26 protein-coding genes and 2 other RNA genes are annotated in these 25,983 nt (G+C 46.1%); 10 read left to right on the top strand and 18 right to left on the bottom strand.

The genetic code is table 11. The features are described 5' to 3' along the window. Positions 1 to 23 precede the first annotated feature (23 nt). The 13 genes from A1359_RS17120 to A1359_RS17060 form a co-directional block, all read right to left on the bottom strand. Entirely contained in the window at positions 24 to 1,520 is a 1,497-nt protein-coding gene (locus tag A1359_RS17120) for a tyrosine-type recombinase/integrase (protein WP_198159392.1), read from the bottom strand. After that, positions 1,485 to 1,881, bottom strand: a transfer-messenger RNA (tmRNA) gene (ssrA, locus tag A1359_RS17115). Before ssrA ends, A1359_RS17120 begins: the two co-directional genes overlap by 36 nt. Positions 1,882 to 1,930: 49 nt before the next feature. Continuing rightward, positions 1,931 to 2,368, bottom strand: a complete 438-nt coding sequence (locus A1359_RS17110) for a hypothetical protein (RefSeq protein WP_066985984.1) — start codon at positions 2,366 to 2,368, stop codon at positions 1,931 to 1,933. Next, entirely contained in the window at positions 2,369 to 3,433 is a 1,065-nt protein-coding gene (hemE, locus tag A1359_RS17105; RefSeq protein WP_066985981.1) for a uroporphyrinogen decarboxylase, read from the bottom strand. Between the two features lie 23 nt (positions 3,434 to 3,456). Then, entirely contained in the window at positions 3,457 to 4,944 is a 1,488-nt protein-coding gene (locus tag A1359_RS17100) for an AAA family ATPase (protein ID WP_066985978.1), read from the bottom strand. Next, entirely contained in the window at positions 4,934 to 6,016 is a 1,083-nt protein-coding gene (gene aroB, locus A1359_RS17095) for a 3-dehydroquinate synthase (protein ID WP_066985975.1), read from the bottom strand. The genes A1359_RS17100 and aroB overlap by 11 nt, the downstream gene beginning before the upstream one ends. Further along, positions 5,997 to 6,542: a shikimate kinase gene (locus A1359_RS17090; RefSeq protein WP_083960707.1), complete on the bottom strand. Its 546-nt coding sequence runs from the start codon at positions 6,540 to 6,542 to the stop codon at positions 5,997 to 5,999. The genes aroB and A1359_RS17090 overlap by 20 nt, the downstream gene beginning before the upstream one ends. 85 nt (positions 6,543 to 6,627) lie before the next feature. Further along, complete coding sequence (pyrF, locus tag A1359_RS17085; protein WP_066985972.1) at positions 6,628 to 7,353, bottom strand: orotidine-5'-phosphate decarboxylase; 726 nt, start codon at positions 7,351 to 7,353, stop codon at positions 6,628 to 6,630. Between the two features lie 215 nt (positions 7,354 to 7,568). Continuing rightward, on the bottom strand, positions 7,569 to 9,257 hold the full coding sequence (locus A1359_RS17080) for a glycosyltransferase family 4 protein (protein ID WP_066985969.1): 1,689 nt from the start codon (positions 9,255 to 9,257) through the stop codon (positions 7,569 to 7,571). Positions 9,258 to 9,451: 194 nt separating this feature from the next. After that, positions 9,452 to 11,077, bottom strand: coding sequence for a VPLPA-CTERM-specific exosortase XrtD (gene xrtD, locus A1359_RS17075; protein ID WP_066985966.1), 1,626 nt, complete (start codon positions 11,075 to 11,077; stop codon positions 9,452 to 9,454). 287 nt (positions 11,078 to 11,364) lie between these two features. After that, positions 11,365 to 11,952, bottom strand: coding sequence for a phosphoheptose isomerase (locus tag A1359_RS17070; protein ID WP_066985963.1), 588 nt, complete (start codon positions 11,950 to 11,952; stop codon positions 11,365 to 11,367). A gap of 5 nt (positions 11,953 to 11,957) precedes the next feature. After that, on the bottom strand, positions 11,958 to 12,323 hold the full coding sequence (locus tag A1359_RS17065; protein WP_066985959.1) for a YraN family protein: 366 nt from the start codon (positions 12,321 to 12,323) through the stop codon (positions 11,958 to 11,960). A gap of 2 nt (positions 12,324 to 12,325) precedes the next feature. After that, positions 12,326 to 14,116 (bottom strand): penicillin-binding protein activator, encoded by a 1,791-nt coding sequence (locus tag A1359_RS17060; protein WP_232322341.1) that lies wholly within the window; start codon positions 14,114 to 14,116, stop codon positions 12,326 to 12,328. 50 nt (positions 14,117 to 14,166) lie between these two features. Here A1359_RS17060 and rsmI point away from each other — a divergent pair, with 50 nt between their 5' ends. The 6 genes from rsmI to mtnC all read left to right on the top strand — a co-directional run bounded on the left by rsmI (position 14,167) and on the right by mtnC (position 17,864). Beyond that, the gene (rsmI, locus tag A1359_RS17055) at positions 14,167 to 15,015 is read left to right on the top strand and encodes a 16S rRNA (cytidine(1402)-2'-O)-methyltransferase (protein ID WP_066985953.1); all 849 of its coding nucleotides are present in this window, start codon (positions 14,167 to 14,169) and stop codon (positions 15,013 to 15,015) included. A gap of 92 nt (positions 15,016 to 15,107) precedes the next feature. Next, on the top strand, positions 15,108 to 15,575 hold the full coding sequence (locus A1359_RS17050; RefSeq protein ID WP_066985950.1) for a CBS domain-containing protein: 468 nt from the start codon (positions 15,108 to 15,110) through the stop codon (positions 15,573 to 15,575). A gap of 57 nt (positions 15,576 to 15,632) precedes the next feature. After that, an RNA gene (gene rnpB, locus A1359_RS17045) (RNase P RNA component class A) lies at positions 15,633 to 15,984 on the top strand. Positions 15,985 to 16,015: 31 nt separating this feature from the next. Continuing rightward, positions 16,016 to 16,639, top strand: coding sequence for a methylthioribulose 1-phosphate dehydratase (locus A1359_RS17040; RefSeq protein WP_066985947.1), 624 nt, complete (start codon positions 16,016 to 16,018; stop codon positions 16,637 to 16,639). Further along, positions 16,636 to 17,193, top strand: a complete 558-nt coding sequence (locus A1359_RS17035; RefSeq protein ID WP_066985943.1) for a 1,2-dihydroxy-3-keto-5-methylthiopentene dioxygenase — start codon at positions 16,636 to 16,638, stop codon at positions 17,191 to 17,193. Before A1359_RS17040 ends, A1359_RS17035 begins: the two co-directional genes overlap by 4 nt. After that, positions 17,190 to 17,864, top strand: coding sequence for an acireductone synthase (gene mtnC, locus A1359_RS17030; RefSeq protein ID WP_066985941.1), 675 nt, complete (start codon positions 17,190 to 17,192; stop codon positions 17,862 to 17,864). Before A1359_RS17035 ends, mtnC begins: the two co-directional genes overlap by 4 nt. A gap of 162 nt (positions 17,865 to 18,026) precedes the next feature. Here the strand turns inward: mtnC and A1359_RS17025 are convergent, their stop codons facing one another. From A1359_RS17025 to A1359_RS17015, 3 genes are read right to left on the bottom strand one after another with little or no spacing between them, the layout of a single operon-like run. Further along, positions 18,027 to 18,434 carry an ExbD/TolR family protein gene (locus A1359_RS17025; protein WP_066985938.1) on the bottom strand — a complete coding sequence of 136 codons (408 nt, stop codon included), beginning with the start codon at positions 18,432 to 18,434 and terminating at the stop codon, positions 18,027 to 18,029. 10 nt (positions 18,435 to 18,444) lie between these two features. Further along, entirely contained in the window at positions 18,445 to 19,110 is a 666-nt protein-coding gene (locus tag A1359_RS17020; protein WP_066985935.1) for a MotA/TolQ/ExbB proton channel family protein, read from the bottom strand. 15 nt (positions 19,111 to 19,125) lie between these two features. Next, positions 19,126 to 19,974, bottom strand: coding sequence for an energy transducer TonB (locus tag A1359_RS17015; RefSeq protein ID WP_083960705.1), 849 nt, complete (start codon positions 19,972 to 19,974; stop codon positions 19,126 to 19,128). A gap of 205 nt (positions 19,975 to 20,179) precedes the next feature. Here A1359_RS17015 and A1359_RS17010 point away from each other — a divergent pair, with 205 nt between their 5' ends. Next, positions 20,180 to 22,066: a potassium transporter Kup gene (locus A1359_RS17010; protein WP_066985931.1), complete on the top strand. Its 1,887-nt coding sequence runs from the start codon at positions 20,180 to 20,182 to the stop codon at positions 22,064 to 22,066. A gap of 265 nt (positions 22,067 to 22,331) precedes the next feature. On the opposite strand, the gene sodB is transcribed toward A1359_RS17010, so the two are convergent. Continuing rightward, complete coding sequence (gene sodB / locus A1359_RS17005; RefSeq protein ID WP_066985928.1) at positions 22,332 to 22,913, bottom strand: superoxide dismutase [Fe]; 582 nt, start codon at positions 22,911 to 22,913, stop codon at positions 22,332 to 22,334. A gap of 121 nt (positions 22,914 to 23,034) precedes the next feature. Between sodB and A1359_RS17000 the strand changes: the two genes are divergently transcribed. Further along, positions 23,035 to 23,508 (top strand): CYTH domain-containing protein, encoded by a 474-nt coding sequence (locus A1359_RS17000; protein ID WP_066985925.1) that lies wholly within the window; start codon positions 23,035 to 23,037, stop codon positions 23,506 to 23,508. Between the two features lie 13 nt (positions 23,509 to 23,521). Here the strand turns inward: A1359_RS17000 and hldE are convergent, their stop codons facing one another. Further along, entirely contained in the window at positions 23,522 to 24,952 is a 1,431-nt protein-coding gene (gene hldE, locus A1359_RS16995) for a bifunctional D-glycero-beta-D-manno-heptose-7-phosphate kinase/D-glycero-beta-D-manno-heptose 1-phosphate adenylyltransferase HldE (protein WP_066985922.1), read from the bottom strand. A 72-nt stretch (positions 24,953 to 25,024) separates the two neighbouring features. Between hldE and arsC the strand changes: the two genes are divergently transcribed. Continuing rightward, positions 25,025 to 25,372: an arsenate reductase (glutaredoxin) gene (arsC, locus tag A1359_RS16990; RefSeq protein ID WP_066985918.1), complete on the top strand. Its 348-nt coding sequence runs from the start codon at positions 25,025 to 25,027 to the stop codon at positions 25,370 to 25,372. Further along, a complete protein-coding gene (gene wrbA / locus A1359_RS16985; protein WP_066985915.1) occupies positions 25,372 to 25,968 on the top strand; it encodes an NAD(P)H:quinone oxidoreductase in 597 nt (198 codons plus the stop codon). Before arsC ends, wrbA begins: the two co-directional genes overlap by 1 nt. The last annotated feature ends 15 nt before the right edge of the window (positions 25,969 to 25,983 follow it).

Raw genomic sequence — 25,983 nt, 5'->3', positions numbered from 1 at the left:
GGGGTGGGTGCCCAATCGCTGGTTTATATCTGGCGTTGGAACGGTATTATTTTTGCACCTGTTTTTAGTTCGTCCAAATAGTCTGCCCACCACTGCATTAGCTCAATTCTTTCAGGCAAATAGATAGCATGGTCGTAGGCTCTTTGGGTTTTTGTGCCTACGGTGTGCGCTAGCTGTGTTTCTATAACAACCTCCTGAAATTTGTTTTTGTGGTTTTCACGGATTTTTGTGGATGCTATGCCCCTAAACCCGTGCGAGGTCATTTCTTCTTTGCTGTACCCCATGCGACGCAATGCGGCAAGCATCGACTCGGTTGTCATATGGCGCTCGTTGGCGCTGCCTGATGTGGTTCTCAGTCCTGTAAATACATAACGACCTGATCCTGTGAGCGGGTAAATATCTTTTAGTATGGCGATTGCTTGCCTTGATAGTGGAACAAGATGTACTCGATTACTATCATTCTTGAGTGATATTCGTTGTTTTTTAATGTGTGCCGGTACTGTCCACAATGCCGCGTCAAAATCGATATATTTCCATTCTGCTTTTGCCAGCTCCCCCGGCCTGACAAATGTCAGCGGCAGCAATTGCAATGCCGATCTGACAATCGGTGAACCCTTGTATTCTTGAATGTCATGCAGCAGTGCTGATATATCGCTAGGATCTGTTAGCCTTGCAAAGTTTTCTTGTGTGGGTGCTGGCTTCAGTACGGCTCTAATTGCTGTAGCCGGGTTATTTTCACAACGTCCGGTGCCTATCGCAAAAGCAAAAACACCCTCACATGCTTGGTTGGTACGGTGTGCGGTTTCTATCGCGCCGCGGGATTCTATCCGGCGAATGACCTCAAGCAAGGTTATGGCGTTAATGCTGTTAATGGGCTTGTCTCCAAGATAAGGGAAAACATCATTAACCAATCGCGTTAAAGTCCTTTTTGCATGGCCTTCTGTCCAGGTATCCTTTTTGTGATGCCACCATTCATAAGCAATAGCCTCGAAGCTGTCAGCATTCGCCGCCGCTGCCTTTTCTGCTTTGCGCTGGCTTCCAGGGTCTATGCCGTTGGCAATTTTTCGACGTAGTTCTTCTCTCTGGTTTCTGGCTTCTGCCAAAGATACATCCGGATAAAGTCCGATTGATAATGTTTTCTGCTTGCCGTCGATTCGGTAATCAAATCTCCACCAAGATGAACGCAATGGTTCGGCGACAAAGTAAAGCCCTCCACCATCGGCAAGTTTGCCAACATTTCCATTTTTAATAGATTTTGTCTGCGTGGCTTTGATGAATGGTGATGAAAGCTTGTTAAGTAATCTTGCCATAGGTACACCATTGCTGGTAAATGCATTGCTGGTAAATGAACTACCAGCAAATTTACCAGCAATCCGCAATGATTCGCAATGAATTTCTTTGAACTTCGTTGAACAAAAAAAACCCGCTAAGCCTTTCGACTTGCGGGTTTTCTGTACTTCTTTGTTCTTGGTTGAACGATTTATTGGTGGAGGCGGCGGGAATTGAACCCGCGTCCGCAAGCACTCCGCCACAAGCTCTACATGCTTATCCCGCGCTTTTGATTTAACTGTTAACTACCCGTCGGGCCAAGAGGATTAACAGCGATTTCGATTGGATTTAGCGCTTTAGGCTCCGAACTAAGCCCTGGCGCGATCTTATGTAATATGATCCCTGAGCGTCCCTTTGTCCCCCGAAGGGTCCGCAGAAACTCCAGGCGCATAAGTACACCTGGTCAGAGAAGTGGTGCAGGTCTTACGCTGCTAAAGCCACTGAGTAGTTTTCGTCATTTGCGAATACTTTTTTTCAGTAGGTTTTACGAGCTGTACTGTGCTCGGCATGCACCTGAGGTTTTGCTACCCACGTCGAAGCCAGGTCGCCCCCAAGAACGCTCATTCTATCGAATTGCAGAAAAAATTGTCACAACTATTTTTTAGCCTTGGATAAAGTTTTTCATTTTTAACAAAGACTTGATGTCTATGGAAAACTTTTGGCGAGCAATGTCGCCGATTTCACAGGTATAACTACGTTGCAGGTATAAGTCGACACCGCAAACTTTAGCAATTACAGAGCAGCGGCCACTAATGCCGAATGCTTTCCCTTGCAGACGATAGGTTAGCGGCACGCAATCGTTGCGCAGAATCGGTCCGGCGACGATTAAATCAATGCGCTGATCAAACATTTCATAGCTTAAGTCATCAGGCAAAAGATGTAATGTGGCTAGCAGGATTTTGTCATTATCTTCAATGCAGCCGAATATTTGACACTGGCAATCATAAAGATCTTTAAGCAGCAGGCTGGCCATGTCCTGGGGTTTAAGCCAGCCCTGACGCGATTGACAAAGTGTGTCCAGGCCGTGAAATTGTTTCACTTAGATATGATATTGCGGGCTCAATTCTTGTACAGCATCCACCATGGCGCGGACGTGCTCCGGATCGATATCCGGCAAGATGCCATGGCCTAAGTTAAATACATGGCCACTACCTGAACCAAAGCTATGCAAAACCTTGCCGACTTTTTCGCGTATCACTTCGGGCCCTGCATACAAGGTGATCGGGTCCATATTGCCTTGCAAAGACACTTTATCGCCGACGCGGGCGCGAGCGTTGCCGATGTCGGTTTGCCAATCCAAACCCAAAGCATCGTAGCCGGTATCCGCCATAGACTCCAGCCACAATCCACCACCTTTGGTGAACAAAATGGTTGGGATTTGCTGGCCGTCTCGGCTGGTGTTTAGCAATTGCCGCACTTGTTGCGCATAGCGTAGCGAAAACTCCAGATAATCGTCATGGCTGAGCATGCCGCCCCAGGTATCGAATACCATCACTGCATCGGCACCAGCGGCGATTTGCGCATTTAAATAAGCCGCCACCGATTGCGCCAACTTATCCAGCATTTGATGCATCAACTTTGGTTGCTCGAACATCATGCTTTTAACTTTTTGAAAGCTTTTGCTGCTGCGGCCTTCCACCATATAGGTTGCCAGTGTCCAGGGGCTGCCGGAAAAACCAATCAGAGGCACTCGCCCTTGCAAATTGGTTTTGATCAGACTTACCGCATCAATCACATAACGCAACTCAGCATGCGGGTCTGGAATTGGCAGTTTGGCGACATCGGCTGCAGTTCTGACGGGGTTGGCAAACTGAGGGCCTTCGCCCTCAGCAAACGACAAACCTAAACCCATCGCATCAGGAATGGTCAGAATGTCGGAAAATAAAATGGCCGCATCGAAATTAAACCTGTCCAAGGGTTGCAAAGTTACTTCACAAGCCAGCTCAGGATTGGTACACAATTGCATAAAGCTGCCAGCTTTGGCACGCACTTCACGGTATTCTGGCAAATAACGCCCTGCCTGCCGCATCATCCAGACAGGCGTACGCTCAACGGGTTGTTTTAACAGGGCTCGGAGGAATAAGTCGTTTTTTAATGGTGTCATTCGTTTGAGGTGGTAGAGGGCTTTTACTGCGCAGGACGTCGGCTTTGTTTTTGCACGACATTAAAGCGCTTGATTAAGCCATTGTTAAAATCATTCGGCATGGTTGATTTTTGCTTCATGGCATCGATGGCAGATAAAAACGAACCATAGATAATGACATATCGTTCCTGGCCGCTTTTGCCAATGGCGTAATACTTAAGACTATCGCTATAGGCTGAATTCTTTTTTATAAAATGGGTTGCCGCAGCTTTGCTGGATAGCGTCATGATTTGTACCGTGTAATTTTTGCCAGGCTGGGCCATGATCCATTCCAGATCATCATCGCTGGAGGTGGTTTTGATCGGCGCCGGTGGGGCTGATTTTACTTCTGGTATAGGCAGGTGCGCTTCGGCTGTTGATGATTCGGCTTTAAGTGTATCGATCTCTGCTGCTGGCTGTTCAATTGCAGCTACCTCAGCTGTTGCCTGATCGACAACTTTAGGCTCAGTTACGCCTACCTGAACAGTTTTATTTTCAATACTAGCCGAGTTCATTGCAGGCGCTATTACCGCAGGAATTGACGTTGCTTCGGTCAAAAATGGGGCCGATACAAAATCACTGGCAGAGGACAAACGATTAGCTTCAGAATCCTTTACTTCTGCAATGGGTTGCGTTGGTGTTGCAGCGGGTTTAATAGTTGGTTGGCTAAATAATTCTTCCAAAACAGTCGGCGGCAATGTGGATTTTGCAGCAAACCCAGCCGCTGCAATGATGGCGATAACGCCTATCCATAAGCCATATCTTCGACTCTGACCAGTTTGAACTTGATTTAACTTAGGCAGTTGAGCCAATAATTTACCTGGGATACCTTGGGTTTCCTGATATAAATTTTCAACCAAAGCGTCTGTAATCGCATTAAACGATAACTGCGTGTCGGGTTGGGCTGATAGATTTTGTAAATATTCAAGACACTGACGCTGGCTAAGCGGTGGTATTTCAATCACATGACAATCATTGATAGCGCTATCGGTACTGATTTTGTCCTGGAATGTGTCATTATTCATGGAAAGAACCAATCGTAAACCGGCTAACGAATCGGCGAAATCCATGATTTCGCCGATTAAACCAGGCACTAAATCTTCGGCATCGTCGATGATTAAAATGACTTTTTGCTTTTCGCAAAACGCACGTAGCGATGACAAGTCAAACCTAACATTGGCGTTGCTTAAATTTAAAAACCGGCTTAATTGGGTGACCACGGACTCAAAACTTAATGCCGATGAGCCTTGTAAAATACAGATAGGCCAGATTTCTTTTTGGCACTCTTCGAGTGTTTGAATCAGTGTGGTTTTGCCAATACCTGCCGGCCCGCAGACAATTAAAGATTGCTGTAGATTAGTTAACAAGTGGGTTAGCAAATCCAGTTTTTGCGACCTATCTGCCGTAATGAGTGTACGCTCGGATAGTCTGCTTTTCACTGCATGAGTCGGGTTTTTCTGGTAACTGTAGGTGAAAGTGTCGTTATCCAGCATAGCTGTTCAGCGTGGCTTGCAACTGTGCCAAATCTACATTGACCGGCAGAGAGGCTTTGCCGACTGCTTCCAGTAAAATAACGCGGATTTTGCCGTCGATATTTTTCTTGTCGACTGCCATCAAATCCACATATTGCGCGGTGGTCATTTCTGCTGGCGGCGTAACGGGGAGATTGGCGGCTTTAAAGATAGCCACGATACGCTCAACATCGGCATCGTTCAGCCAGCCCAGACGGCGGGATAAATCTGCAGCAAAGCAGGTGCCGATGGCGACCGCCTCGCCATGCAGATAATGACCGTAACCGCAGCCGGTTTCGATGGCATGCCCAAAAGTATGCCCCAAATTTAAAGTGGCGCGCACGCCGGATTCGAATTCGTCTTCGCCAACTACTGCAGCCTTATTGGCGCAGGAGCGTTCGATGGCATACGCCAGCGCGGTCTTATCACGGCCCAATAACAGCGGCATATTGGCTTCCAGCCAGTGCAAAAACTCAAGGTCGCGTATTAGGCCGTATTTAATCACTTCCGCCAAACCGGCCGATAATTGCCTGTCATCTAGTGTATCCAGCACGTCGGCATCGGCAATTACGCATTGCGGTTGATAGAAGGCGCCTATCATGTTCTTACCCAGCGCATGATTGACGCCGGTTTTGCCGCCAACCGAAGAATCGACTTGCGCCAGTAATGTGGTGGGGATCTGGATAAAGGCGATGCCGCGTTGATAACACGCCGCTGCAAAACCGCCCATATCACCGATCACACCACCACCCAAGGCAATCAAGGTAGCGTTGCGGCTAAATTTGTTAGCCAATAACTGATCGAAAATATTGTCCAGATACTGCAGAGTTTTAAATTGCTCACCATCGGGCAAAATCACCGTGGCAACTTGATAGGCCGATAAACCTGCTTGCAATTTGGCCAAATACAAGGGCGCAATGGTTTCGTTGGTAACGATTAGCACCTGCTTAGAGTGTATATGCCGCGTCAATAACTCGGCTTGTGCCAGTAAGCCGGAACCGATATAAATCGGGTAGCTACGGGCATGATCTAATTCAACTTGCAATACTTTCATGTCGTTCCAAGGCAGCCTGATATTGCTGCAAAATGGTTTTAACCACGGTCTTGCCGGGTAGGGCGCCGGAGTCAATTTTAAAATCGGCGCATTCCATATAAAGCGGGTCGCGCTGCGCCAACAAATCCTGTAAACGTTGACGTGGATTGTCGGTACGTAATAATGGACGCTGAGTGTCGTGGCGGGTTCTGTATAAAATCTTATCGATAGAGCAATGCAGATAAACCACAAAACCGTTTGATTTTAATACTTCGCGGTTTTCAGGTTTGATCACGGCACCGCCACCGGTGGCCATGACAATACCCGGAATTGCGCTTAATTGTTCAATTGCAGCTTGCTCCCGCACCCGAAAGCCTTCTTCGCCTTCGTAGGAAAAAATGGTCGGAATATCTACGCCCATGCAATCTTCTATAACTTTATCGCTATCGTAAAATGGTCGCTGCAGGGCTTTGGCTAGCTGCTTGCCGATAGTGGTTTTACCCACACCCATCAGGCCGATCAGATAGATATTCTCCAGTTTTTTCATCGAAAGCGGATAAATGCATACAAAGGCAAGCATTATGCCCACTTTTTGTTATGAATAAAATGTAATCCGACTGCAAACGTTGCCCTTAAACAAACAATGCCGCGATTTGTGCCTGGATTTTTTCCGCCATGGCTTTTCGATCTGCGGCATCCCGAATCGGTCGACCCACTACGATATAATCAGCGCCATTTTGCATGGCTTGCTCGACGCTGACAGCACGTTTTTGATCGTCATCTTCGCGATTATCTACCGGCCGAATGCCAGGTGTGATAACCAGCAATTTTTGCCCTAACTCTTCACGAATCATGGAGACTTCCAATCCTGACGAGACAATACCATCGCAACCAATTTGCAACGCTCGCTTAGCTCGCGACAGCACCAATTGCTTTACATCGCATTGAAAACCCAAATCATCCAAATCGCCACGATCCAAACTGGTTAATGCGGTTACCGCCAGCACTTTCAAGTCACCTTTAGCTTGCGCGGCGGCTTCCATGATCGAATCGTTACCGTGTATGGTTGCCAAATCAACCCCTTTACTGCTCAACGCTTTAATGGCGCGGCCCACAGTAGCTGGAATGTCAAAAAATTTTAGATCGACAAATACTTTTTTATTGCGCGCCTTTAGCCACTCGATAAAAGCAAAATAATCGCCGGACATGAATAATTCCATGCCGACCTTATAAAAAATTACCGCATCCCCTAACTCCTCAACCAAAGCTTGTGCTTCAGAAATACTCGATACGTCCAGCGCCATAATCAGACGTTCACGCACAGGAATGGACTTAGTAGAGATAAATAAATCGCTCATGAAATGGCTTCCGTTAAGTTAAAACTAGATACAGGCTGAATTTTAGACGATGTCTATACCTCAAGTCCCGCTCAGTTGAGTAAAAAACAAAACTTTTTTCGCCGTTATAGCAAGTGCAGAAGAATTGCAATTTGAGCGAATAAATGGCTTTCAGCAAACTATCGGTGCGTAGCAGTTACGATTCCAGCTAAGCGCATTGCTTACTCAGACAGACTTTAAGGTGTTTCAACAAACAGCGACGAAAAAGGAAAGTTTGCTTTAATTGCAAATGAATTTGACTTCAAATCATAACCCTGCATCAAAACAGCAAACACCATAATCCCAGCAATAAGCGCAGAAATCTTCAGTAGTTTGTAAGGCCTGAGGTTAAAGTTAAATAAATATTCAATAGCGTACGCCATACACAGTAGCTTAAATAAAAAATTGACCGGAAATGGCGTGTTCGATAACAGTACCGCAGCAACGGCAAATAAAGATATTAAAAGATCCTGCGTAGAAAAAGAAAAAATGTTACGACGAGTGACTCTGATGCCAATAAAAATCACAACCATCAAGCCGATTAAAAAACTATTGACGGCTATATCGATATAAGGATCATTAAAATGATCAGAGGTTAAAATAAAACCTGAAAAAGTAGCGGTGATATATACGCTTAACTTAATCAAAGAACTTAATAATGGGCAATTAAATAAAATAACCAGCAATGCGGATAAAAACACGCTTAGTAAAAAAAATGGATCCGGCTCTGAAAATATAGAAAATGATTTAAACATAGCGAACATCATTGCCCATAAATACAACAATAAGGCAAATTCAATATATAACCGAGCTCCCCAATATAACCAATCAAACTGTCTTAAAATACCACGCCTTCTATCAGCAACATCATTATCTGTGCGAAAATGCCATCCGGTTTGTTGCGCCCAAAAGAAAAACGTCAAAATCAAGCCGCAAATCAATATGTAACAACCTAATACAGTCAGATCACTTTGGTAGCGCAAAACAAAAGCCGCCAATAAAAAAACTGATTGTAGGGCATATATAAAAGAAACCGATTCGGCATGACTAAATCCAAGCGCTAATAATCGATGATGAATATGACGCTTATCCGGCGAAAAAGGTGACTTGCCGATATAGATACGTTGACTCATAACCATCAAGGTATCCAGCACTGGCAAGCCTAATAACAACAGTGGCAAGGCTGGGTTTAATGTCATGTAGACATTTTCAGTCAAATAAATGCATAAAAAGGCCGCCATAAAACCGATAAACTGACTACCGGTGTCACCCATGAATACAATGGCAGGATGGCTGTTAAAACGCAAAAACCCCAAAATACCACCAATTAAGGCTAGCGCAATCAGTGCCAAATTACTGCCACCCACAAAGTCAGCAAAAAATGCGACAGCCGCCAAGGTCATTAACATAATGCCTGCAGCTAATCCATCTAATCCATCTGACAAATTGACCGCATTGGTTACGCCCACTACAAAAACAAAAGTTAACGGGTAGCTAATCCATAATGAGGCACTATCCAAGCCGGCAAAAGGTAAGTATTTTAAATATATGCCATGATATAAAACGAAAAAGACCGCAATAAATTGACCAAAAAACTTCCATTTATAATGCAGATTAAAAATATCATCCAATACACCGAATAATACAATAATAGATCCGCCAATTAACAAACAACTAAAAGGTTCTTCAAACGGCGCTAAAATTAAAACAGTAACTAATGTAGCAATTGATAAGCCTAGGCCTCCGCAACGTGGAATTGTTTTAGTATGTACCTTGCGTTCATCAGGCTCATCTAGCATACCAAGATGCTTAGCGTTTTTAATCAAAAACGGCATTAACAAAACACTGATTAAAGTGGATAGGGTAAAGCTTAAAAATAATTCCATTCTTTAATTCCAGTTAAAGACGATACCAGGTGATTTTTTATAATTAACTGTAAAAATAAAGCAAAAAAATTGTTAACATCGGTGATTCGCAGATAAAGTGCAATTGATGGGTATATTTATTAAATCGCTTGTTGAGCGGAGGCCAAGCCGATGTATCGGCTTGGCCTCCTTCCTAATTACTGTATGCTGATGACTTAATCCGATAATGAGCTAGATACAGGCACAATATCTTTGCCCGGCAAATACTCCGGCAAAACTTTTACCATATCTTTCATATAGGCCTGCAAACGTTGATCCGCTACCTCGATATCCTGACCTTTGTCTAACGAAGTTACCAAACGCACCAACGCGCCATCGGTTCTTTGCATAGTGATAGCATCGTAAAACAGATACCATTTCACTAAATACTCGTTGGTAATTGAGCGACCGCGCTGCTGAAACCAGTAATACACCAATTGCTTGTATTCACCCTTTTCAATCACAGCCCGATTAACCTCTAGCGGCGTACCCTGCATTTGTATATCCGGTAATGTCAGTTGACCAAAACTGGTAATCTGCCAACCATCGCCGGGGATGCAGCTACGCGGCGAATGCACCGATGCACCTTTGCGTTGCGAGTCATAATACGCCGAATAAAAATTGACCGAGCTTTTCGCATCCGGGGTTAGATAATTCACGATGGCGTAATCCGTCAATTTCAAGGTGTCCAGATATTTTTGCTCGATAACGTCACGCTGCCCCTGCCAACCGTCTAAGTGTAGTGGAAAATTAAGAAACGCCTTACGCTGCGGAATAATATCTTCCCCTCCGCGGACAAATTGTCCGGAAGCACCGATGAAAACGATTAAACCGAGAGCGGCAAATACCGACTTGTTTAAATTGAACTCCATTTGGCTGGTTTTAGAGCCACTAAACCATTCATCCGGCAATTGCACCAATTCGGAAAATGCGATTTTTTTGCCGTTTAAGCGCGAAAAAATCCACATTTCGATAAACAGCAACACCATGCATAATAAAAACACGGCCCAACCTTCAAAATCGTGCAAAAACCCCTCCGCCATTTCGGTGCCCCAGCTGTTTACCAGCAGACCGATTACGCCGATGCGAAAACTATTCATGAAAATAGTCAGTGGCATGGAAGACAAGAAGATCAACAGCTTTTGCCAAAACGGGCCTTTAAACAAATAAGCACACAAAAATGACAAGCTGGCCAACGGGAATAGATAACGCAAGCCGCTACAGGCTTCCACTACTTGTAATTTATAGCCACCCAGGTCTATCACATTGCCTTCTAAATAAACCATGATGTCGCAGGCTCTAATAAATTCCACTCCTAACCAGGATGAAATCAACTGTAATTTGGAAGACAAGTTATTTAAAATAAAATTAGGGAAAGGCACCATAAACAACAGAAACACTAAGGGTACCCATGCCACTTTTAAACCCTGCCGACCAAAGGCAGCAGCAAAAACACCTGTTACCGCTACAATAAAGGCGTAATGCTGAATAGTGCGGATAGTGGCTAAGCCACCCAATAAAAACAGCAATAATCCCAGCAGTAGAATCGTCAAGCCTAAAATAGATGCTTTAAAATCTTTGACAAAGCTGAGCTGATGCCGCTGCACCCAAATCAAATAAATACTGATCACCGGAATAAAAAAGCCATGGCTATATTCCTCGCTACCCATCCAGATGCCGCTCATTTCGGCCAGGCTTTCATTAAATACCAGGCCCAGCAGTAAAAGGACCAAGCTCCAGAGTGCCAATACTAAAATCGATGAGTTAGATGGGGTCAAACGGATGTGTTTTTGAGAATCCATGGATAAAAATTAAGGTTAAGTCCATAAACATTTCGCCAAAGCGAAATAGCCAAAATTGCTGACGCAGATATTTGTTTCACAATGCTGTCAATATACCTAAGCAATATAGCATTATAGGCAGGCTGAGTTAGCATTCCAATCCGACAGATTGTCACATAGCTAAAGGCACTAAAACATGACAGCCAATAGAAAAGTTTTAAAGGTCAGTGATTGACTCATCTTTGCTCGCACAGGGGCGTTCTAGGTAATGCTGTACAGCTGATTGAATGCCGCTTTCGGGTTAAACCTTAGCCACCAAACAGTTGATGATCGATCAAATCGCACAGACAATGCGAGATTAACAAGTGCACCTCCTGAATCCGCGCAGTGGAATTGGATGGCACGCGAATCTCGATATCTGCTTCATTCAGAGCGCCCGCCAATGCACCACCATCTTTGCCACTTAGGGCAATGACGATCATTTCTTTATCATGCGCAACGTTCACCGCCTTGATAAGATTGGCCGAATTTCCACTGCTGGTGTATACCAACAAAATATCACCAGGCTGCCCCAAAGCACGTAATTGTTTGGCGAAGATTTCGTCGAAATGATAGTCGTTGGCAATGGAGGTAATGGTGGATGTATCGGTGCTGAGAGCAATAGCTGGCAAAGCGGGGCGTTCACGTTCGAATCGATTGAGCATTTCAGAAGAAAAATGCTGCGCATCGCCCGCAGAGCCGCCGTTACCGCAGGTCAGTACTTTTTTGTCGTTAACCAGGGCCTCGACAATTTTCTGCGAAGCAAATTCTATCAGTTCACACAAACTGGCCATGGCATCCTGCTTGGTCTGGATGCTATCAGAAAAATGGTTGATGATGCGATCTTGTAAGCTCATAAATATCAGGTTTGAAAGGCGTTTTTGATCCAGTTAATACGGTTGTCGCCGGATATGGCTACCACGTCGAAACGGATAGCCGAGTGGCTCAGACGGTTGATTATGACATAGTGCTGTGTGGCAGCAATGATTCGGGCCTGTTTTTGTCGGGTAATACTGGCTAAAGCACCGCCGAATTGTTCCGATTGCCGGAAACGTACTTCCACGATGACTATGGCTGAGCCATCTTTCATGACTAAATCCAGTTCCCCGACTTTGCAGCGAAAATTATTGCAAATTAGCGTTAGCCCTTGTTGCTGTAAAAAAATCAGTGCCTGTTGTTCAGCGCTATCGCCTTTAACCAAATGCTTGGGTTTAGCTTTACCGAACATGATTACTCTGCATAACCGGTCGCGACCGGCACGCCACCTTTAAATTGAGCGCACACCAGTTTGCGGGTGATGCGATTTTCACCATTCAGCGACAATTTCCCGGTTGCGCCTGAATAGGGTGTGCTGGACAGTTGATCCAGCTTACCGATTAAATTATAAGCATCGACCCCCAACGCAACTAAGCGAGTAACGCTATCGGGCAAAGTTTGCCAGCTATTTTGTAATGCCGCCTGACTCAATGGCCCACTGTAGTAACCATCAAACAACCAAGGCACGTCACAAAAACTGAACAAACCCAACTCTGCATCCTTGGTTGGGTTGGGGCGCCCGCTATAAATTGTCGGCATGGCATACACAGCCAAAGCTATATTTTGATGATATTTCAATTGTGGGGCTAATTCGCGTGCCGTCTCTTCATTGGCACTCAAAAACAAGGCGCGCGGTGGCTGTTGGCCGCTGGGATAGTTAGAGCTGCTGATCAACTGATCAAACTTGAGCTTGATGTCATGTTGCCTGGGGTCATAAGATTGCATGCCGGCGACAATGCCACCTTTACCCTGCCATGACTCGGTCAGATAATTACCAATACGCTGACCTTGCGCGGTACTCGGCACTAAAATCAGCGCACTTTGTCGACCATCTTGATGGGCTTTCACTGCCAGCGCATCCGATTCATCCAAAGGGCTTAAGCCAAATTGATATAAGTTGTTCTGCGACAAATTTTCCACATGATTCAGCGCCAGCACTGGCACGCTGAGATCGGCATTCGCTGCCAAGGTCTGAATCTGTTCTTTGACCAACGGCCCAATGATCTGCCTGGCACCCTCATTAACAGCTTGCTGGTATAAACTCACAATATCGTCCTGCGCACTGTCATAAAACTTTAGTGACAAAGGTTGCTGGGCGGCGCTGGCCGCCAGCCGATAAGCGGCTTGCAGGCCTTCTTTAATCGCCTTGCCAGCCGGAGCATAGGCGCCGGAGGTGGGCAATAGCACAGCTATCATGCCAGTCGTTTGTTCTGAATCGGTAGCCTGATCTGCAGTTGCCGCTTGGTTTTCACCCAATGGCGTAGCCAGATAAGCCTGTAAAAAACCTGCATTGGCGGCATGTCCTGGAAAAGCATATTGCCATTGCTGGATTTGACTGTTGATATCCACGTCTGGTTGACCGCGCTGCTTGAGTATTTTTGCCAGCACCATCCAGCCCTTTAATTCGCCGGCTACTTCCGGGTGCTGATTCAATGACTCTTCAGGCAATACGCTAAGCATATCGATAATCGCCACAATATTAGCTTGCTGTTGCTCAGGGTTTTGCAACAAGTTACCCATCCTGATGCGGGCACTAACCGCTTGTAATACATCGCCCATCAACAGATTGGCAAATGCGAGTGACTGGTAATAATTGATCTTATCTGAAGTAGACAACAAGACAGGTCGTACAATTTTCAGTTTTTGTAATGCCTGCTCCGCATCGCCCATGCTGAGCAAGATTTGCGCATCCAACAAGTTGAATTTAGTGCGCTGGTCGGGCGACAATTCTGCTTCATTAATCAGATCTAGTTCTTTTTCGGCGGCTTGAGTATCGCCTGCTTGATAAAAAGTATCGGCACTAAGTAAATGTTGAGTGGCTTGATCGCCTCCCAAACCATAGCTTTTTACCGCTGCAGCTGTTGGCTTACGCGGTTGCGATCTAGCCTTGACTTCTGCTTGATCTCTATTTTTAACAGGCTCACTGGTACAAGCCGTCAGAAAAACCAGCGTAAAAATCCAGCAGGTTATTAAGTGTCGGGGCATAATGAAAATGTTTTTAAAATCAGACATTGCTGCAGAGGGCTTTAAATCAGATGTGCGGAAAATTATACGTGGTTGCCACGCCAATAGGTAATCTGGCGGATTTTAGTTTTCGTGCACTTGAAGTGCTGAAACAGGTGGACTTGATCGCCGCTGAAGACACTCGGCATGTCAAAATGCTGTTGCAACATTACGGTATCAATAAACCACTGGTATCGTTGCATCAACATAACGAAGATAAGGCTTCGCAGGGTCTGGTGGATAAAATCCGTAGCGGACTCAGCATCGCACTGGTATCCGACGCCGGCACACCCCTGCTAAGTGACCCCGGCATGCCTCTAGTCAAACTGGCAAGAGAGGTAGGCATCGAGGTTTCGCCGATCCCGGGTGCCTGTGCATTGATCGCCGCACTATCGGTATCCGGCCTACCGATCACCCGTTTTAGTTTTGAAGGTTTTTTACCGCGCACATCTTCGGCACGCAAAAGTTTTTTTCAAGAAAAACTCAGTGATGCCTCAACCTGGGCCTTTTACGAATCCAGTCATCGTATTCAAGCCTCACTGGAAGACATGGCCAGTATTTTTCCGCCCGAGCATGACATAGTCATTGCGCGTGAAATCACTAAATTACATGAAACTATCCTAAAGGCACCCTTGGCACAAGCGCTGCAAAAAGTGCAAAATGATGAATATATGCGCAAAGGCGAGTTTGTGGTGATTGTAGCCGGGCGCAAAATCGAATCTGATGAAAATGCACTCACCGAGGAGCAACTTAAAATACTGCGCTTGTTATTAGCGGAATGCTCAATCAAAACTGCTGTGATGTTGGCCACCGAAATCACCGGTCAACGCAAGAAATTACTTTATCAAGCAGCGCTGGATATGCAGGAAAAAGCCGTTTGATCATGAGTTTGGATCAGTGAGTTCATATCTATTCTTGTCAATCGCACGCTATTTCCTTATTCTGTGCAGCTAATTATTATAAGGAGCACAACATGCGCGTCGCCGAGCTGATGACCAGCAAAGTATTTACCGTTGAACCTCATGATCTGATCGATCGGGTTTTCTTTTTAATTCATTACGAAAAAATTCGCCATTTGCCGGTTGTTGAGAAAGGCAAATTGGTCGGCATTGTTTCCGATCGTGATTTGTATAAAGCCCTGGGGCCTAAAAGCAACTCGAATGCCGTTGAAACCAATAAAGACAACTCCCAGCTGCATGTCGTTTCACAAAAAGTTGTGCATATCATGCATCGTGGCGTGTATACAGTGACCTCTGACACCCTGGTTTCCGAAGCTGCTGCCATGATGGCTGATCACCGAATTGGCGCATTGCCTGTGGTAGATGGCGCTAAATTGATTGGCATTATATCTTCCTCTGATATTCTCAGAGTCTTCTCTAAACTGGAACATGCCCGCGAAGAACGCGAAAAACGAATTGCGGAAGGCCAAAGCCATAGCTAAAGCCGGTTTTTGCTTTGCGGTACACTTTAAACACAGAACTTCTGTATAATCGCCACCAGAGTTGGCCGAGCAGCCGCCGTTTCATGTAAATGAAAGGGAGGAAAGTCCGGGCTCCATAGGGCAGGGTGCCAGGTAATGCCTGGGAGGTGTGAACCTACGGAAAGTGCCGCAGAGAATATACCGCCTGGTTTTTTATTAAACCCGGTAAGGGTGAAAAGGTGCGGTAAGAGCGCACCGCGCGACTGGTAACAGGCGTGGCAGGGAAAACCCCACCCGGAGCAAGATCAAATAGAGGCACATACGCGTGGCCCGCGCGGTGTCTGGGTAGATTGCTTGAGCGTTCGGGTGACCGAACGCCTAGATGAATGGCTGTTCTCGACAGAACCCGGCTTACAGGCCAACTCTTTCTATTCTTTTTGCAATTCGCAAAACCTTTCCAGATGAATTTAAAAACCGACGAATTCTATAGCAAGGCCGATGAATTGATCGCCGCTGGGCGCTTTATCGACAGCAAAGGCTGGGTACCGGCGACTAGCGGCAATTTTTCTGCCCGCCTGAGTGACGGTAATATTGCGATTACCGTATCGGGTAGACACAAAGGCCAATTACAGTGCGATGACATTATGTTGATCGATGCTGATGGATTGTCCTTAGATGGCAAAAAACCTTCCGCAGAAACGCTATTGCATACAGCGCTTTATCGGCGTTATCCTGATGTGCAGTCAATTTTGCATCCGCATTCGCTAAACGCCACTCTAGCCTCCCGTCTGTTTAAGACAGAAGTTGTGCTGGAGAATTATGAATTACTGAAAGCACTATCCGGCATCGACACCCATGAATGCCGCATCGTGATCCCAATTTTTGCAAATGACCAGAATATTCCGCGTCTGGCCACAGCGGTAGATGACTATCTGGATAACTACGGCGCTATCCATGCCTATATTATTGCCGGTCATGGCCTCTATACTTGGGGCAACTCGGTGACTGACACTTTAAGACATCTGGAAGCGCTAGATTTTTTATTTGATTGTGAAATACGTCTGTACGGAGTGAAACAGCCATGAGTGCATTAACCGTTTATCAAGCCGACCAGCCGCAACAATGCATCACCTACCGTGACTTCGAAACCATCGCCAGCCAACTGAATGGTATTGGCGTGCAATTCGAACGCTGGCACGCCGAATGTGAATCCGCTGCTTATGCCGGCGTGCAAACTGTTCTGGAAGCCTATCAAAAATCCATTGACAAGCTTAAACAGCAATACGGCTTTCAATCTGTGGATGTAGTCAGCCTAACGGCCGATCATCCTGAAAAAGATGCATACCGGCAGAAATTTCTGTCCGAGCACACCCACCAGGATTTCGAAGTGCGGTTTTTTGTCGAAGGCCGCGGCTTGTTTTTTCTGCATGTCGACCAACAAGTCTATGCGATATTGTGCGAACAAGGCGATCTGATTAGCGTACCCGCTTACACCAAGCATTGGTTCGACATGGGTGAAAAACCGGATTTTAAATGCATTCGCTTGTTTACCACCACAGAGGGCTGGGTGGCCGAGTTTACCGGCGACCCGATTGCCGATAGCTTCCCCACTATGGATCAATATCTGACGACGCTATGATCAAGGCCATCGTCACCGATATCGAAGGCACCACGTCATCATTGTCTTTTGTTAAGGATGTGTTATTTCCGTATGCACGCCAGCATTTGCCGGATTTTGTCCGGCAACATGCTGAATCTGCCACTGTTAAACCGCTATTGGATACCGCCCGCACTATTGCTGGGCTTGAACTGGACCTGGAGCAATTAATCAGCCAATTTTTGCAATGGATAGACCAGGATCAGAAAATCACCCCATTGAAATCCTTGCAAGGCTTGATTTGGCAGGATGGCTATCAGCAAGGCGCTTTCAAAGGCCATATCTATGAAGATGCAGCTAAACAACTCAAGGCCTGGAAGCAACAAGGCTATGCACTGTATGTGTATTCGTCCGGTTCGGTGCATGCGCAAAAACTGTTGTTCTCACATACCGAATATGGTGATTTGACCCCCTTGTTTTCAGGATACTTTGATACCCATATTGGCGCCAAACAAGAGACTGCTGCCTATCAAGCCATTGCTAGACAAATTCAATTACCCGCTGACGAAATTTTGTTTCTATCGGACATAAAAGCAGAGCTAGATGCCGCTCGAGATGCCGGACTTAATACTTATTGGTTAGTCAGGGAGCAAAAGATTGTTACAGACGCCGAGCATAGGCAGGTTAATGATTTTAATGCCATTACGCTTTAGTTGCCCTGCGGCATGACCAGAAAATTCTGGCTGAAAAGCTCTCTTCTGTTAGGCATGAAGGCCGTTAGCTTGGTGATTGAATCTGTCGACAAGTTATTTGTCCGGGCAATAATAAGCCGGTAACCTGAGGCTCTAAGGCTCAGATTACCCTACACTAGCGGTTTATTTTTCCACTGTTACAAACGCCAGCTTGGAAATGCCGGCATGCTGCACACTTGCCATGACTTCTGCGACTTTGCCATAGTTTACGGCTTCATCTGCATAAATATGTACAGTTAGCTCTGGGTTTGCAACTAATTCATTTTGTAGAGTCTTTTCCAGCGTCGCCAGATCGGTGAAGGGAGTCTTGTTGAGTGTGACGCTACCATGGGCGTCGATACCAAGCTGCATAGGCTGCTTCTCAATATCTGGAGTGGTGGAAGTCGTTTGAGGCAACGCCACGTTCACTGATTGGGTGAGCAAGGGGGCGGTGACCAACAAAATAATCACCAACACCAACATCACATCTACCAGTGGCGTGACGTTAATCTCACTAACCGCTTCGTCGTCTGATTGTATTTTAAAACCCATCGAGTTACTCCTACTCCTTCGTAGTGTTTTCGCCAAAGGCGATGTGTAAAAAACCGTCGACAAAATGCTCAAGCGAAGCCCGATAATGTTTGGCGCGGCGTAGAAAAAAATTGTAGGCCAGCACCGCAGGCACGGCTACCGCAATACCAATGGCAGTGGCAATTAATGCATCACCAATCGGCCCTGCGACAACATCCAGACTGGCTGAGCCGCTGGCGCTGATATCATGCATGGCATTCATAATACCCATAACAGTACCAAACAAGCCGACAAACGGCGCGGTACTACCGATACTAGCCAGCATGGTTAAGCCACTTTCAATGCTGCTTTGCTCTTCTTGGGTTTTTTTACGCAAAGCCTGCTCCAACAAATCTTTAGGTTCACCACGAAACTTAAGACTAGACGCAATTGCTGGATCATTCAATTCAGCAAGCCAGGAAAATCCACAGGCAGCAATACGTGATTTCGGTCCGCGATTGGTATTGGCGGCTATTTGTTCAGCTGTTTTCAGATCGGCTGCATTCCAAAAAACTGCGCTATACCGTTTGTTGTAATAATTATTTTTGGCAAATTGCCAAACCTTGAAAAAAATCAAAGTCCACGTTACCAACGAAAATGCTAACAGCGTATACAGCGTGCCATCGATGATTAAGGCAGTTTCAATATGAAAAGGCATTAAAGTCTCCTGAATTTAATTGCGCAAGGTAAATACAATCGGCACGATGACCGAACTAGCTACGGGTGTATCCCCCCGTTTAGCGGGTATGAATCGCCATTTTTTAACAGCCTCAATGGCGGATTCGTCAAGTAATTCGTGTCCACTGGATGTTTCGACGGTAACAGCATCGCTGAGCCCCTGGGCAGACACCTTAACCTTTAACATGACTTTACCTTGCCAGCCGCGACTTTTTGCAATGGTCGGGTAATCCGGCTTAGGATTATGAGCATAGTTGGCTCGATAATTCGCTTCGGTAAAACTTGAACTATTGCTACTCGCTGTGGAAGCTGCGCTCGAAGCTGTAGACGGTGAATTTGTATTTGAGCTGCTAGATGATGAATCTTGCTTAGTCGGTGTAGAGGGCTTAAATGGCTCAAAAGGTTCAAACTGTGCAAAATCCGGCGATTTCTGCACCACAGGCGCGGGCTTTTTATCAACCGCCTTAGGCTTGGTGCTCTTTTTTATCAGCGGCTTTTTTTCCGCCGGCGGAGGCGGTAATGGTTTTGGAGGCTCCACACGTTTAACGGGTGCAGCAGGAGCCGAAGCCGGTTTGGCAGCCGGTATCACAACCATAGAGACTTCCATCACCAAAGGCTTGGCCTCGGCAAGGTTCTCTTCCGGATGCATGAGCTCTGTGAACAACCAGACATGCAACAGCAAAACCAGCATGGCTAGCAAAATCAACATATCACGCGGTCGCTCTTCGCCCAGAAAAGCCGCTAACAGACGCTGTCCTACATTTGCCGGACTAGTCGACGATTCGCTGAAAAAAGCTGAAGTGTTATTCTGCAAAGCACCCTCGTTGCTTTTGAATGAAAACATAAAACAGTTACATGAAAAACTGATCAAAAAATTCTTGCCATTGTAAGGGATAAAGGGGGTTAGCGTCAGAATGAATCGCTCTACCCAATAAGCTTCAGTTTGCAAATTTTTAATCGAACTTAAACGGCAGGCTGTTTTACCGAGGGTTAAAAATCACAATTCGTGGGATAATTACGACACTCATCTCGTCACCTGCAGATAATCTATGTCCGCACAACAGTCCGTCCCAGCCAAAGAACACCTAACCACCCTAGCCTTGAGCGCAATTGGCGTGGTTTTCGCCGACATAGGCACCAGCCCTTTGTATGCTATTAAACAGGTGTTTCATGACTTTTTGCCGACAGATACCGCTCATGTACTGGGCGTGCTGTCACTAATTTTCTGGTCATTGATTCTGGTTGTCACCACCAAATACACCATCTTCATTATGCGAGCGGACAACAAAGGCGAAGGCGGCATCATTGCCTTGATGGCTCTGGCTCTGCAAGGTTCGAGTGATCATATTGAACGCAAGCGATTGATCGTCACATTGGGAATATTAGGTGCTGCATTATTTTATGGTGACAGCATCATTACCCCGGCTATTTCAGTACTAAGCGCTATTGAAGGCATCAAAGTCATCTCGCCTCGCCTTGATAATTTTGTCATTCCACTGACCATAGCCATCCTCAGCGCCATATTTATTTTACAAACCAAAGGCAGCAAACAAATTAGCCGATTTTTCCCACCTATCATGGTGACTTGGTTTGCTACTTTGGGCCTATTGGGTTTGATTAATATTGCCCACAATCCGGATGTGCTGCTGGCAGTCAACCCTTATTATGCGGCAAACATACTGATCGAACTGGGCTGGAAAGGCTTTGTGATTATGGGCGCAGTGGTGTTGGTGATCGCCGGCGCAGAGACACTGTATGCCGATATGGGCCAATTCGGGCTTAAGCCAATTCGACTGGCATGGTTTAGTTTTGTATTTCCGGCTTTGTTACTGAATTACTTCGGCCAGGGCGCACTGTTGATCGATAACCCTGCTGCACTAGCCAATCCTTTTTACCTAATGGCGCCTTCATGGGCCATGTACCCTTTATTGATTCTGGCAACCTTAGCCACCGCCATTACCTCGCAGGCGGTTATCTCCGGCGCATTCACGGTAACCCGCCAAGCCATACAACTCAACTATTGCCCGCGCATGAATCTGCGCCACACTTCGAATGATGAAATGGGGCAGATATATATCCCCACTATCAACTGGTTATTAATGGCATCGGTATTGATTGTGGTTTTGAGCTTCAAAACATCCTCTGCGCTGGCTTCCGCCTATGGCATTGCTGTAACCGGCACCATGATAGTTGACACCATCTTGGCATTTATCGTGATCAAAGCATTATGGCGCTGGAATACGATCACCAGTACCAGTTTTTTGTCGGTTTTTTTGTTTATTGATCTGATATTCCTGTTCTCTAACAGCCTTAAAATTCCGACCGGTGGCTGGTTGCCTCTAGTGGCTGCAGGTGTGTTGTTTGCCATCATGAGCACCTGGGTCAAGGGTAAGGAAATGCTGGCAAAGTATCTGGAAGATCGCCGAGTGTTATTTGAGGAATTACAGGAACAGCTCAAAGATCGACCCCTGGTAACCGTGCCAGGCACAGCCATCTACATGGCTCGCAGCCTGCACGGTGTGCCACAGGTTTTATTACACAACCTTGAACACAATCATGTCTTACATTCAAAAATTGTCGTGCTGACTATCGTTACCAAGGAAGAGCCTTATGTAGATGAAGCCCATCGGGTGAAAGTGCGCGCTTTTGGCGAAAGCGGCAATTTTTTCCGGGTCAAATTGTATTTTGGTTTCCAGGAAGAACAGGATGTACGCAGAGCATTGCAATTATGCTGTCACGAAGGCTTAGAGGTCGATCAAAAATCCGTCACTTTTTTTATCGGTAGCGAACGATTATCCTTCCGGCGTAAAAACCCAATGCCAACCTGGCAGCGCTCGTTGTTCAAATTTTTAACCCACAATTGCGCCAGCCCAATCGCTTTTTTCAAGATTCCAGTTGATCGTGTTATCGAGCTAGGCATAAGGGTAGAGCTTTAGCCGTTCCGGCGAGAACCATGCCCAAACATCTAATTTTTTACGATTTACTGCGGTTAACAGCCTTGATGGCTCGAGCCTGTTGAGGCGACAAGTAATACAGCTTTCAATTGACTAAGCCCCTAACAAGACGGGTTCAATGACTTCTTCCGGCCTGACACAACACCTAATCATCACCAACGATTTCAGGCCTTGGCCTGCATAACACACATAAAAAAGGCCAGTCCAATTAAATCAGGCTGGCCTTTTTAGTTTAGCGTTTAGCTAATTAAGCTTGGTAATTGGCGTTGGCAAATTCCCAATTAACTAAAGCCCAAAAAGCTTCTAGATATTTAGGACGTGCATTACGGTAATCGATGTAATAAGCATGTTCCCATACGTCGCAAGTCAAAACGGGCGTTTGGCCGGCAGTCAATGGGCAACCGGCGTTGCTGGTGCTGACCAGTTCCAGACTGCCGTTGGCATTTTTAACCAACCATGCCCAGCCTGAGCCAAATGTAGTTACTGCGCATTTGGCGAAAGCTTCTTTAAACTCTTCAAAAGAACCAAAAGTTCTATCAATTGCGTTGGCTAAATCACCGATTGGCGCGCCGCCGCCGTTTGGAGACAAGCTATTCCAATAGAAGGTATGATTCCAAACTTGTGCAGCATTATTGAAAATACCACCGGAGGATTTTTTCACGATTTCTTCTAAAGACAAGCCTTCAAACTCAGTACCAGGAACCAGATTATTCAGGTTGGTGACATAGGTTTGGTGATGTTTACCATAGTGATACTCGATGGTTTCGGCAGAGATATGCGGTGCAAGTGCGTCATTTGCGTACGGTAATGCAGGTAATTCGAAAGTCATCTTTATTCTCCAGAGTGAATGAACAGCAATAGTTAGTGCTTTGGGTTAAGACCTTAACACCAATTACCCAGTATTATAATAAAGAATTATCACAAATCACTACCGAAATGGAGAAAATTGCATGGCTTTGGAAATTGAACATAAATTCTTACTGGCCAACGAAAGCTGGCGCAATGAAATCGATCATTCAGTACATTACAAACAGGGCTATCTCAGCAGCAGTCCGCTCAGCTCAATTCGGGTGCGAATTTCAGACAGCCAAGCCTGGCTCAACATTAAAAGCGCCACTATCGGTACTTACCGACAAGAATTTGAATACGAGATTCCACTGGCCGATGCCAACAACATTCTCGATGATCTGTGCCATAAGCCGTTGATCGATAAAATGCGTCATTTCGTACATCATGAAAATCACCTTTGGGAGATCGATGAATTCATGGGCGACAACGCAGGATTGATTGTCGCCGAAGTCGAGTTGTCAGAAATCGGCGAACTTTTTGCGATGCCGGATTGGGTTGGGGCTGAAGTCACGCAAGATTTACGTTACTACAACAACAATTTAAGCAAAAACCCTTATAGTAACTGGAATAAATAACCTCACTATAAGGTCAATTTCCGGTTTTATCTTTAATGGTCTGAATAATCGATGTCGTAGAATGTCCTTCGATAAACGACAAAATCTTCACCTCGCCACCATTCGCCAACACACTTTCATGGCCGGCGATACTGGTGATGTCGGTATAGTCACCGCCTTTAACTAAAATATCCGGCAGCAGTTGATCGATTACCTGTTGGGGGGTGTCCTCTTCAAACGGCACCACCCAATCCACGCATTCCAGGGCCGCCAACATTTCCATCCGATGATCCAATGGATTAACCGGCCTTTCCGGGCCTTTTAAACGTTGCACGGAAGCATCGCTGTTAACCAACACCACCAAGCGATCTCCCAGAGTTTTGGCTTGCTTTAGATATCGAACGTGGCCGGGATGCAGAATGTCGAAACAGCCGTTGGTGGCAACGACTTTTTCACCGTTTTGTTTAGCAGCAGCGCGTTCATTTAAAACTACATCTAAGGTTCCGACGCCTTTATGATGGGCGCGTGGGCCGTGCAAGGCTGTGGCGAGCTCTTCGGTATTTACCGTGGCGGTGCCCATTTTACCGACCACGATGCCGGCACCGATGTTAGCCAGTTGGGTGGCTTCGGCTAAGGATTTTTTTGCCGCTAAACTGGCCGCCAGTACCGAAATGACCGTATCGCCAGCCCCTGTTACATCAAATACTTCGCGTGCATGGGTGGGTAAGTGTAAGGGTTCAGCGTCTTTGCTCAGTAAAGACATGCCCTGTTCACCACGCGTCACCAACAAGGCACTTAATTCCAACTCAGTCAGCAAGTTGTAACCCCGTTCGACAATTTGTTGTTCATCACGGCAAACACCTACTACAGACTCAAACTCGCTTAAGTTAGGCGTGATCAAGGTCGCTTGTTTGTAAATCGAAAAATCACTGCCTTTGGGATCAACCAGTACCGGCTTTTTCAATTGCTTAGCTAGACGGATGAATGGCTGTACATCGCTTAAGGTACCTTTACCATAATCAGACAATACCACTACTTGTGATTGCATCATCTCGGCATGATATTGATGTAACAGCATATCGCAGTCCATATCATGAAAACCGTCTTCGAAATCCAACCGAATCAATTGCTGATGCCTGCTCATCACACGTAGCTTGGTGATAGTCGGATGATGCGGTATGCCTTGAAACAGACACAAAACCCCGGCTTTTTTCAGCAAAGTCTCCAATGCTACGGCGGCTTCATCTTCGCCGGTATAGCCTAGCAGAGAGGCTTTTGCCCCCAACGCGGCGATATTCAAGGCTACGTTGCCAGCACCGCCGGCGCGTTGCTCGTCTTGCTTGACATGTACCACCGGCACAGGAGCTTCCGGTGAGATGCGTGAGGTAGGGCCGTGCCAGTAGCGATCCAGCATTAGATCGCCGACCACCAAAACGCGGGCTGCAGAATAATTGGGTAATTGCATAGCTTTACACGCGGTCTATTAAAATCGGAATGCTATTATAACGACTTGTCGTGATTCAAAGGGGTGTAAACCATGAGCGTTAAAATCTATCACAATCCACGTTGCAGTAAATCCAGAGAAACTTTGAAGCTAATTGAAGCACAAGGCATTCAGCCGGAGATTATCGAGTATCTGAAACAGCCGCCGACAACGGCTGAATTACAAGATATCTTAAACAAACTGGGCATGCAGCCGCGCGAATTAATGCGGACTAAGGAAACCGAATACAAAGAAAACGGCCTGGATGACAAATCCCTCAATAATGCCGAACTGATTGAGGCCATGATCCGCATCCCCAAATTAATCGAACGCCCTATTGTCCTGGCCAATGATAAAGCAGCCGTCGGTCGTCCGCCAGAATCTGTATTGGCGATACTGTAATGGCTAAAATTTTAATCATTTATTACAGCCGCAACGGTAGTACCGCAAAAATGGCTCGACAAATTGCCCGCGGCGTGGAATCGGTAACCGGTGCGGAAGCCATATTGCGTACCGTACCGGAAGTATCCACAGTCTGCGAAAAAGTCGCCGATAGCATTCCCGCATCAGGTTCGCCGTATGCCACCTTGCAAGAATTGGAAGCCTGCGATGGCTTGGCGCTCGGCAGTCCTACTCACTTTGGTAACATGGCCGCCTCACTTAAGCATTTCATAGATGGCACTACGGCTATGTGGTTTTCCGGCGCCTTATCCGGCAAACCGGCCGGTGTGTTTACTGCTACCAGTAGCATGCATGGCGGTCAGGAATCGACTTTACTATCGATGATGCTGCCATTAATGCATCACGGTATGCTGATGATGAGTTTGCCCTGTAACGAAATCGCTTTGCGAGAAACTATCAGTGGCGGCACACCTTATGGGCCTAGCCACCTTTCGGAAACGGATTCCGAACTGACCGCGCATGAAAAACGCTTGTGCTGGGTGTTGGGTGAACGTTTGGCAAAAACGGCGCAGGCATTGAAAGCTAAAGCTTTATGATACCTTTTGATTTTT

This window comes from Methylomonas lenta, assembly GCF_001644015.1.
Taxonomy (GTDB): Bacteria; Pseudomonadota; Gammaproteobacteria; order Methylococcales; family Methylomonadaceae; genus Methylomonas; species Methylomonas lenta.
The sequence above is the reverse complement of the archived record's forward strand: the minus strand, read 5'-3'. Positions and strand labels throughout refer to the sequence as shown.

Coding starts and splice junctions, on each gene's coding strand:
- A1359_RS17065 (WP_066985959.1), bottom strand. CDS start 12,323: ATGTTCGGTAAAGCTAAACCCAAGCATTTGGTTAAAGGCGATAGCGCT.
- A1359_RS17060 (WP_232322341.1), bottom strand. CDS start 14,116: ATGCCCCGACACTTAATAACCTGCTGGATTTTTACGCTGGTTTTTCTG.
- hemE (WP_066985981.1), bottom strand. CDS start 3,433: ATGACACCATTAAAAAACGACTTATTCCTCCGAGCCCTGTTAAAACAA.
- aroB (WP_066985975.1), bottom strand. CDS start 6,016: ATGAAAGTATTGCAAGTTGAATTAGATCATGCCCGTAGCTACCCGATT.
- A1359_RS17035 (WP_066985943.1), top strand. CDS start 16,636: ATGAGTGCATTAACCGTTTATCAAGCCGACCAGCCGCAACAATGCATC.
- A1359_RS17025 (WP_066985938.1), bottom strand. CDS start 18,434: ATGGGTTTTAAAATACAATCAGACGACGAAGCGGTTAGTGAGATTAAC.
- A1359_RS17000 (WP_066985925.1), top strand. CDS start 23,035: ATGGCTTTGGAAATTGAACATAAATTCTTACTGGCCAACGAAAGCTGG.
- A1359_RS17070 (WP_066985963.1), bottom strand. CDS start 11,952: ATGAGCTTACAAGATCGCATCATCAACCATTTTTCTGATAGCATCCAG.
- arsC (WP_066985918.1), top strand. CDS start 25,025: ATGAGCGTTAAAATCTATCACAATCCACGTTGCAGTAAATCCAGAGAA.
- A1359_RS17020 (WP_066985935.1), bottom strand. CDS start 19,110: ATGCCTTTTCATATTGAAACTGCCTTAATCATCGATGGCACGCTGTAT.
- pyrF (WP_066985972.1), bottom strand. CDS start 7,353: ATGAGCGATTTATTTATCTCTACTAAGTCCATTCCTGTGCGTGAACGT.
- A1359_RS17050 (WP_066985950.1), top strand. CDS start 15,108: ATGCGCGTCGCCGAGCTGATGACCAGCAAAGTATTTACCGTTGAACCT.
- sodB (WP_066985928.1), bottom strand. CDS start 22,913: ATGACTTTCGAATTACCTGCATTACCGTACGCAAATGACGCACTTGCA.
- A1359_RS17040 (WP_066985947.1), top strand. CDS start 16,016: ATGAATTTAAAAACCGACGAATTCTATAGCAAGGCCGATGAATTGATC.
- xrtD (WP_066985966.1), bottom strand. CDS start 11,077: ATGGATTCTCAAAAACACATCCGTTTGACCCCATCTAACTCATCGATT.
- hldE (WP_066985922.1), bottom strand. CDS start 24,952: ATGCAATTACCCAATTATTCTGCAGCCCGCGTTTTGGTGGTCGGCGAT.
- wrbA (WP_066985915.1), top strand. CDS start 25,372: ATGGCTAAAATTTTAATCATTTATTACAGCCGCAACGGTAGTACCGCA.
- A1359_RS17090 (WP_083960707.1), bottom strand. CDS start 6,542: ATGAAAAAACTGGAGAATATCTATCTGATCGGCCTGATGGGTGTGGGT.
- A1359_RS17080 (WP_066985969.1), bottom strand. CDS start 9,257: ATGGAATTATTTTTAAGCTTTACCCTATCCACTTTAATCAGTGTTTTG.
- A1359_RS17015 (WP_083960705.1), bottom strand. CDS start 19,974: ATGTTTTCATTCAAAAGCAACGAGGGTGCTTTGCAGAATAACACTTCA.
- A1359_RS17100 (WP_066985978.1), bottom strand. CDS start 4,944: ATGCTGGATAACGACACTTTCACCTACAGTTACCAGAAAAACCCGACT.
- A1359_RS17010 (WP_066985931.1), top strand. CDS start 20,180: ATGTCCGCACAACAGTCCGTCCCAGCCAAAGAACACCTAACCACCCTA.
- rsmI (WP_066985953.1), top strand. CDS start 14,167: ATGTGCGGAAAATTATACGTGGTTGCCACGCCAATAGGTAATCTGGCG.
- mtnC (WP_066985941.1), top strand. CDS start 17,190: ATGATCAAGGCCATCGTCACCGATATCGAAGGCACCACGTCATCATTG.